At 73.2% G+C, this 8,000-nt stretch carries 8 protein-coding genes; 6 read left to right on the forward strand and 2 right to left on the reverse strand.

The window, feature by feature from the left end:
* Positions 1–5: 5 nt before the first annotated feature.
* The 6 genes from M1R94_RS20870 (at position 6) to M1R94_RS18115 (ending at position 5,389) form a co-directional block, all read left to right on the forward strand.
* Positions 6–2,312 carry a putative bifunctional diguanylate cyclase/phosphodiesterase gene (locus tag M1R94_RS20870; protein WP_249383132.1) on the forward strand — a complete coding sequence of 769 codons (2,307 nt, stop codon included), beginning with the start codon at positions 6–8 and terminating at the stop codon, positions 2,310–2,312.
* Between the two features lie 67 nt (positions 2,313–2,379).
* The gene (locus M1R94_RS18095) at positions 2,380–3,150 is read left to right on the forward strand and encodes an alpha/beta fold hydrolase (RefSeq protein ID WP_249383133.1); all 771 of its coding nucleotides are present in this window, start codon (positions 2,380–2,382) and stop codon (positions 3,148–3,150) included.
* Complete coding sequence (locus tag M1R94_RS18100; protein WP_249383134.1) at positions 3,129–3,839, forward strand: esterase/lipase family protein; 711 nt, start codon at positions 3,129–3,131, stop codon at positions 3,837–3,839. Before M1R94_RS18095 ends, M1R94_RS18100 begins: the two co-directional genes overlap by 22 nt.
* Before the next feature lie 44 nt (positions 3,840–3,883).
* Positions 3,884–4,129, forward strand: a complete 246-nt coding sequence (locus M1R94_RS18105; RefSeq protein ID WP_249383135.1) for a hypothetical protein — start codon at positions 3,884–3,886, stop codon at positions 4,127–4,129.
* A complete protein-coding gene (locus M1R94_RS18110; protein ID WP_249383136.1) occupies positions 4,126–4,548 on the forward strand; it encodes a nitroreductase family deazaflavin-dependent oxidoreductase in 423 nt (140 codons plus the stop codon). Before M1R94_RS18105 ends, M1R94_RS18110 begins: the two co-directional genes overlap by 4 nt.
* Positions 4,549–4,633: 85 nt before the next feature.
* Positions 4,634–5,389: a VIT1/CCC1 transporter family protein gene (locus M1R94_RS18115; RefSeq protein WP_249383137.1), complete on the forward strand. Its 756-nt coding sequence runs from the start codon at positions 4,634–4,636 to the stop codon at positions 5,387–5,389.
* Between the two features lie 33 nt (positions 5,390–5,422).
* Here M1R94_RS18115 and M1R94_RS18120 read toward each other — a convergent pair whose 3' ends face one another.
* Together M1R94_RS18120 and M1R94_RS18125 are read right to left on the reverse strand one after the other, a co-directional pair.
* Positions 5,423–6,481, reverse strand: a complete 1,059-nt coding sequence (locus M1R94_RS18120; protein ID WP_249383138.1) for a LacI family DNA-binding transcriptional regulator — start codon at positions 6,479–6,481, stop codon at positions 5,423–5,425.
* Positions 6,478–7,932, reverse strand: a complete 1,455-nt coding sequence (locus M1R94_RS18125; protein ID WP_249383139.1) for a GH1 family beta-glucosidase — start codon at positions 7,930–7,932, stop codon at positions 6,478–6,480. The genes M1R94_RS18120 and M1R94_RS18125 overlap by 4 nt, the downstream gene beginning before the upstream one ends.
* Positions 7,933–8,000: the final 68 nt, after the last annotated feature.

Consider the following 8,000-nt stretch of genomic DNA (forward strand, 5'->3'; position numbering starts at 1 on the left):
CCCCCGTGGGAGCTAGGCGAAGAGCGACGTGGGTCTCGTACCTGACCCTCGGTGCCGCCCTCGTGGTGGTCGAGCTCGCCCTGCCCGACGGCCTCGCCCGCGACTCCCTGTACACCCTGGTCGCGGGGAGCGCGGCGGTGGCCATCGTGGTCGGGGTACGGATGCACCGTCCACGGCAGCGCACCGCCTGGTATCTCATGGCAGCGGGCATCGCGTGCTGGGCGGTGGGGGACGGGCTGTGGGCGCTCTTTGCACACGTCCTGCTCATCGAGCCCTTCCCGTCGGTGGCCGATGCCGCGTACCTGCTGGGGTACCCGCTGCTGGCCGCTGGCATGCTGCAGCTCTCGGTGTCCCGGCGCCGGCACCGTGACCTGGCACCGCTGCTCGACGCCTTCATCGTGGCCACGGGCGTCGGGCTCGTGCTGTACGTCGTCTTCATCGAGCCCGGCTGGGGCGAGAGCCAGGGCGAGCTGCTGCACCAGGCGGTGGCTGTCGCCTACCCGCTGGGCGACGTGATCCTGCTCACCCAGCTGGTGCACCTGGGGGCGAGCGTCGTGATCCGCACCTGGTCGCTGCGCATGCTGGGGGCCGCCTTCGTGCTGGTCCTCGTGGCCGACATCCTGTTCCAGGCCATGGCCTTCGCCCCCGAGCTCGAGTCGCAGATCGCGTTCATCGACCCGCTCTGGCTTGTGGCGTACGTGCTGTGGGGCGCGGCGGCCCTTCACCCCAGCATGGCCCGCGCCATGGTGGTCGAGGGTGCGCACGAGAGAGCCTTCACCCCCGGACGGCTCTGGTTCCTGGCCACCGCGATCGTCCTGCTGCCGGTGACCATCCTGGTCGAGGCGATGCTCGGTCTGCCCCTGCACAGCACGGCGGTCTCCGTGGCCGGAATCATCATGATCGCCCTGGTGCTGACCCGGATGATCGGTCTGGTCCGTCGGATGCGTGACCAGGCCCGGCGGCTCGCCCAGCTCGCCGACACCGATTTTCTCACCGGGCTGGACAACCGGCGCCATCTGGGTGAGCGGCTCGCCGACCGGCTCGACGGGCGGGTGCAGACCGCCCCGGGACCGACGGTCCTGGCCGTGGGGATCGAGGGGTTCGCCGAGATCAACGAGACGCTCGGCCACCGGGTCGGCGACGAGCTGCTCCGGTCCGTGGCCGCGCGCCTTCGCGACCTCGCCGAGCAGGACGTCGCCGTGGCACGGCTGGGAGGCGACGTCTTCGGGCTGCTGCTCCCGGCCGGTCGCCCCGCGGGGGAGGTGCTCGTGCTCGCCCACGACCTGCGCGCCCACCTGGTCGAGCCGATGACCGTGGACGCCCTGACGCTCACGATCGAGGTGGCCGTCGGTGTGGTGATCGCCGACGCCGAGCACGACGACGCCGATCACATGCTCCACCGTGCCGACGTGGCGCTGGCCACCGCCCGTGAGCTGCCCGGCCGGGTCGCCGTCCATGACGCGGCGATGGACGAGGGTGTGCTCCTGGCCCCCGCGTTGATGGCCGAGCTGAGGGCAGCCCTGGAGGCCGGGGACCTCGTGGTCCACTTCCAGCCGCAGGTCGAGATCGGCACGGGCAGGGTCTTCGGCGCCGAGGCGCTCGTCCGCTGGCAGCACCCGACCCACGGCCTGCTGCCTCCGATGGCGTTCATCCCTGCCGCAGAGCGCACGGGGCTGATCCGCCAGCTCACGATGCACGTGCTCGACCGGTCGCTGGCCCAGTGCGCCCGGTGGCGCGGTGAGGGGCGGCCCCTGTCGGTCTCGGTCAACCTCTCGGTGCGCAACCTGCTCGACCCCCACCTGGTCGACGACGTCCGGGCCGCGCTGGACCGGCACGGGCTCGACCCGTCGGTGCTCGAGCTCGAGCTCACCGAGACCATGGCGATGGTCGACCCCGTCCGCTCGGGCGAGGTCCTGGGCGCCCTCGACGACCTGGGCGTCACCCTGTCGATCGACGACTACGGCACCGGGTACGGCTCGCTCGCCTACCTGCAGCGGCTCCCGGTGAGACGCCTCAAGATCGACAGGTCCTTCGTGACGGGCGTGCTCGACGACCCTGCCAGCGCGGCGATCGTCCGGTCGACCATCGACCTGGCACGCCAGCTCGGGCTGAGCGTGGTGGCCGAGGGCGTCGAGGACGACGCGACCCTGCTGCACCTGCGGGACATGGACTGCTTCGCCGCGCAGGGCTTCGGCATCGGACGTCCGATGCCCGAGGCCGCGGTCGGGCGGCTGATCGACGACATCGACGCCCGCCTGCCGGGACTGCTGGACGTCAGGCCGCTGATCCCCACCCCGGTCCCCGGGGACTGACCGGGCGGCCCCTGAGCCTCGGCCAGGACCGGTCGCCCGTCGGGCGGCACGGCCGTAGTTTGCAGGCATGATCGTGAGCACCGACCCCCTCGAGCCCGCAGCGGTCGCCGAGCACCGGCGCACCGGTCACGTCGGGGGCCACGACGTCGCCTACCGGGAGCGGGGGTCGGGGCCTCACGGCGTGGTCCTGGTGCACGGCATCGGGGTCTCCTCGCGGTACTTCACCCCGCTCGCCCGCGAGCTCGCCGGTGCGGGACGGGTGCTCATGCCCGATCTCCCCGGCTTCGGTCTCAGCCCACGCCCGCAGGCTCCTCTGAGCATCGCCGAGCACGCCCGTGTCCTGGGTGCGCTCGTCGCCGCGAGCGGCCTGGACCGTCCGGTGCTGGTGGGGCACTCGATGGGGACGCAGGTGGTGACCGAGCTCGCCGCGCAGCAGCCCGGCCTGGTCGACCGGCTCGTGCTGATCGGAGCGGTCATCGAGCCGGCGGCCCGCAGCGCCGCGCGACAGGCGTGGCGGCTGGTGCGCGACGCCCGCCACGAGACGTTCGCCGCCAACCGTCTGATGGTCGCCGACTGGCTGCGGTGCGGACCTCGCTGGTACGGCGCGACCCTCCCCACGATGCTCGAGTACCCCCTGGTCGAGCGGCTCGCCGAGGTCCAGGAGCCGGTCGTGCTGGTCCGCGGGTCGCGGGACCCGGTCACACCGGCGGGGTTCCTGCACGTGCTGGCCGGCGCGGCGCGGACGGCGACCATCAGCGAGGTGCCGCACGAGGGCCACATCGCGATGTACCGCAGTCCGGGGGCTGTCGCCGCGCTGTGCCGACGGGTCCCGTGCTGAGCCGGGTGGTGCGCCGGGCTTGGTGGCGGGTCCGGGACTACGCCTACGTGCTGCACCGGCAGCTCGACGGGCTGCTCCACCGTGGCGACGCCGAGGTGTACCTCGCCCCGCGGCAGCGCGTCGCCCCCGACGTCGTCCTGGTACCCGGGGTGTACGAGAGCTGGCAGTTCCTTCGGCCCCTCGCCGAGGCGCTGCACCGGGCCGGTCACGTGGTGCACGTGCTGCCCGGCCTGGGGTACAACCGCAAGCCCGTCCCCGCAGGTGCCGCGCTGCTGGCCCGTCACCTGGCCCAGCACGACCTGCGCGACGTCGTCGTGGTCGCGCACAGCAAGGGCGGGCTGATCGGCAAGCTCGCGATGCTCCGGGAGGACCCGCAGGGGCGGATCCGGTCGATGGTGGCCATCAGCACCCCGTTCGCGGGATCGGTGTACGCCCGGTGGGTCCCGCTCGCGGCGGTGCGCGCCTTCGTCCCCACCGACGCGACTCTCGCGGCCCTCGCCGCCGAGCTCGACGTCAACCAGCGGATCACCTCGGCGTTCAGCCGTTGGGACCCCCACATCCCGGGCGGGAGCCGTCTGGACGGGGCGGTCAACATCGAGCTGCGGACCCCGGGCCACTTCCGGGTGCTGCTCGACGACGAGCTCGAGCGGGTCGTGCTGGACGCCGTCCGTGGCCAGGAAGGACGCTGACGCCCCGGTGGCCGCCCGGGCCGGGTTGCACCCATCATGGGGTCATGACGTCCTACGAGGCCCGGATCCGCATCCCCGCAGCGATCGACGCCACCGTCGCCGGTCCGTACGCCGAACAGCTGCTCCAGCACCCGACCGACGGCCGGATCGTGGCGCAGGAGGGCGACCCTGAGGCGGGGTCGCTGCGCATCGTCTTCGAGGCGGACGACCAGCTCGACGCCGAGATGCACGCCCAGCTGCTCACCGGTCGGGCCCCGGGGTGCTCGGTCGAGCGCGTGCAGCCCGCATGATCAGCCGTCGTACGCAGACCCGCATCACCCGGTTCCACACGTGGCTCTACCGGCGCACCGGGGGCCGCCTGGGTGGTCGCCTGGGAAGCATGGAGCAGGTGCTCCTCACCACGACCGGGCGCAGCAGCGGGCAGCCCAGGGTCACCCCCCTGACCGGCATCCCGCACGGTGACGACCTGCTCCTGGTGGCCTCGGACGGGGGCAACCCTCACCATCCTCAGTGGTACAAGAACATCCTCGTGCACGACGAGGTCGCCATCCAGCGCGGACGTGAGCACCTGACCATGCGGGCGCGCACCGCGACCCCCGAGGAACGAGCCGTGCTGTGGCCCGTGGTCGTGGGGGTGTACCGCGGCTACGCCCAGTACCAGGAGCGCACCGACCGGCAGATCCCGGTCGTGGTCTGCAGGCCCGTCTGAGCCGGTCGACAGGCCGCGCGGTGGGCGGGTTCGGAGAGCCTGGCCTTGCTGGCGGACGCCTGGTCGTCGGCCTAGCGTCGACGGTATGGACACCACGTCTGGCGGTAGGCCCGCCAGGGTCGACCCGCTCCTGGTCGGCACCGACGACGCAGCCCCGTACCGCAACGGCCTGCCCTCCCGGCTGAACTGGCTGCGGGCCGGGGTCCTGGGCGCCAACGACGGGATCATCTCGATCGCGGGCCTCGTGGTCGGCGTCGCCGCGGCGACCTCGGACAGCTCGGCGATCCTCACCGCCGGGGTGGCGGGACTGGTCGCCGGAGCCGTCTCGATGGCGCTCGGCGAGTACGTGTCGGTGTCGAGCCAGCGCGACACCGAGCGCGCGGTGATCGACGCCGAGCGGCGTGCCCACCGCGAGGACCCGCAGGGTGAGCTCGCCGAGCTGGCCGAGATCTTCCGCAGCAAGGGACTGTCCGCCGGCACGGCGCACCAGGTCGCCACCGAGCTCCACGCGCGGGACGCCTTCGCCGCGCACATCGACGTCGAGCACGGCCTGGACCCCGACCGGCTGACGAACCCGTGGCACGCGGCCCTGGCATCGGCCGTGGCGTTCGTCCTCGGGGCGGCGCTGCCCCTCGTCGCGGTCGTGACCGCGCCCCCGGCGACCCGTATCCCGGTGACCTTCGTCGCCGTGATGGTCGCCCTCGCCCTGACCGGTTCGATCAGTGCGAGGTTGGGCCACGCCCGGCGGATGCGCGCGGTCGTCCGTCTTCTCGCGGGGGGCGCGCTGGCGATGGCCGTGACGTGGGCCATCGGCGCGCTGCTGGGCGTGGCGGTGGGCTAGGTAGCGGTCAGCGCCGTCCAGCGTGGTCGAGCCTCAGGCGGAGTCGCGCAGGATGAGGCGGGCAGGGAAGGTCACCGGGTTCTCGGGCACGTCCACCCCGGTGATCAGGTCACGCAGGATCTCTCCCGCCCGGGTCGCCATGTCCTCGATGGGCTGCCCCATCGTGCTCAGCGGCGGATCGGTCGTCTCGGCGACGCCCAGGTCGTCGAAGCCGAAGATCGCCAGGTCGTCCGGCACCCGGATGCCCCGCGTGGCGAGCTCGCCGAGGGCGCCCGAGGCCATCAGGTCCGTCGCGACGAAGACGGCGTCCAGGTCGGGGTGCTCGTCGAGCAGCCGGGCCATCGCCGTGGCGCCCCCCGCTGCGGTGAAGTCCCCGTGCACGACGGCGTCGGCGCGCAGCCCCGCCGCGTCCATCGCCGCGTTCCATCCGGCGAGGCGGTCGATCGCCGCAGACATGTCGGCCGGTCCCGCGACGGTTCCGATGCGTCGGTGGCCACGCGTGATCAGGTGCTCGGTGGCCAGCTGGGCGGCGTGGGCGTTGTCGGTGTCGACGTACCGGGCGCTCGGCGGCACGTCGAGCGGACGGCCGATGAACACCACGGGCAGGCCCGACTCGACCAGCGTGCGGTTGAGGGTGTCGTCGCGGTGGTGCGAGGCGATCACGGCACCGTCGACGTGGCCCGTGGTGAGGTAGCGCGACGTGCGCGTGGACCAGCCGTCGCGCCGCGCGATGAGCAGCACGAGCTGCAGGTCGGACTCCTCGACCGCCCGGGCCATCCCGTTGATCGCACTCGCGAAGAACGGGTCGGTCAGCACCCGGGTGTTGGGCTCGGGGATCACCAGGGCGACCGAGCCCGTGCGTCGGGTGGCCAGGCTGCGGGCCACCGGGTTGGGCACGAAGCCCAACGAGGCGACGGCCGCCTCGACCGCTGCACGGGCCTGGTCGCTGACCAGGTGCCCCCCGTTGATCGCCCGGGAGGCTGTCGCCCGGGACACGCCGGCCAGCGCGGCGACCTGCCGGATGGTCGGGGCCGCCTGGCGCACCCTGGCCGGTGGGACCTCCACGGCCGACGCGGTCTTCTCGCTGCTCACAGGTCGACCGTACCGGTGGCCGGGAGCGGTGGCGGGAGCTGTCCGGACCTCGCGATCCCGGCGAACCGCAGGGCGCTCAGCTTGGGGGTGCGCTGCTGCGTGTCGTAGTCCACCCGCACGATCCCGAAGCGCTTGGCGTAGCCGTACGCCCACTCGAAGTTGTCCAGCAGGGACCAGGCGAAGTAGCCCCGCACGTCCGCGCCGGCGCCGATCGCCGCATGCACCGCACGCAGGTGGTCCTCGAGGTAGCGCGCCCGGTCCACGTCGGGCACCGAGCCGTCCGGCGCGACGACGTCGTCGAAGGCCGCACCGTTCTCGGTGACGTACAGGGCGACCCCCGCCGGACCGGTGTACTCGGTGTGCAGGCGTTCGAGGAGTCGGCGCAGGCCGTCGGGCTGGACCTCCCAGTCCATCGCGGTGCGAGGCAGCCCGCGCGGGACGACGTGCACGTCCTGCGCGCCCACCATCGGGGGGGAGGTCGGCCGCTCGACGTCCGCGCCACCGGGCAGCTCGTCCTCGGTGGCCCGGTCGCTCACGGCGTCCCCGTGGTAGTAGTTCACCCCGACGAAGTCGACCGGGGTGGCGATCACCTCGAGGTCGCCGTCGCGCACGGGTGGCGTGAAGCCGCGCGAGGCGAAGGCGTCCAGCACATCGGGGTGGTAGCCACCGCGCAGCACGGGGTCCAGGAAGATCCGGTTGTTCAGGGCGTCGACCCGCCGGGCGGCGTCCACGTCACCGGGACGCCCCGGGTCGGCAGGGTCTGCCACGGTGAAGTTGAGGGTGATCCCCACCTGGGCGTCGGGGTCGGCGGCCCTCAGCACCCGGGTGGCCAGGCCGTGGGCGAGCAGCAGGTGGTGGACGGCGTCCACGGCGGCCCCCGGCTCCTGGCGGCCCGGGGCGTGCTGGCCCCCGGCGTACCCCAGGAAGGCCGAGCACCACGGCTCGTTGAGGGTGGTCCAGGTGCTCACCCGGTCACCCAGGACCTCGTGCACCGACCCGGTGTACTCCGCGAAGCGCTCGGCGGTGTCGCGCGAGGCCCAGCCACCCCGGTCCTCGAGGGCCTGCGGCAGGTCCCAGTGGTAGAGCGTGGGCCACGGGGTGATGCCGCGCTCGAGCAGCGAGTCGACCAGGCGCGAGTAGAAGGCCAGCCCCGCAGGGTTGACCGCACCGCCGTCGGGTCGGACCCGGGGCCAGGCGATCGAGAAGCGGTACGCCCCCAGGCCCAGGTCGCCCATGAGGGCGACGTCCTGCGCCCACCGGTGGTAGTGGTCGCAGGCCACGTCGCCGGTGTCCTTGCCGGCGACGGCACCGGGCACCCGGCAGAACGTGTCCCAGATCGAGGGGGTGCGCCCGTCTTCGTCCACGGCACCCTCGATCTGGTAGGCCGCCGTGGCCGCGCCCCACAGGAACCCGTGGGGGAGGGCCACCCCCTGCTCGTCGTCGGCGGTCATCCTTTGACGGCTCCTTGCATGATGCCGGCGACGAGGTGTCGTCCGGCCAGGGCGAAGAGCAGGATCAG

The sequence above is a fragment of the Actinotalea alkalitolerans genome, from assembly GCF_023369855.1.
Taxonomy (GTDB): domain Bacteria; phylum Actinomycetota; class Actinomycetes; order Actinomycetales; family Cellulomonadaceae; genus Actinotalea.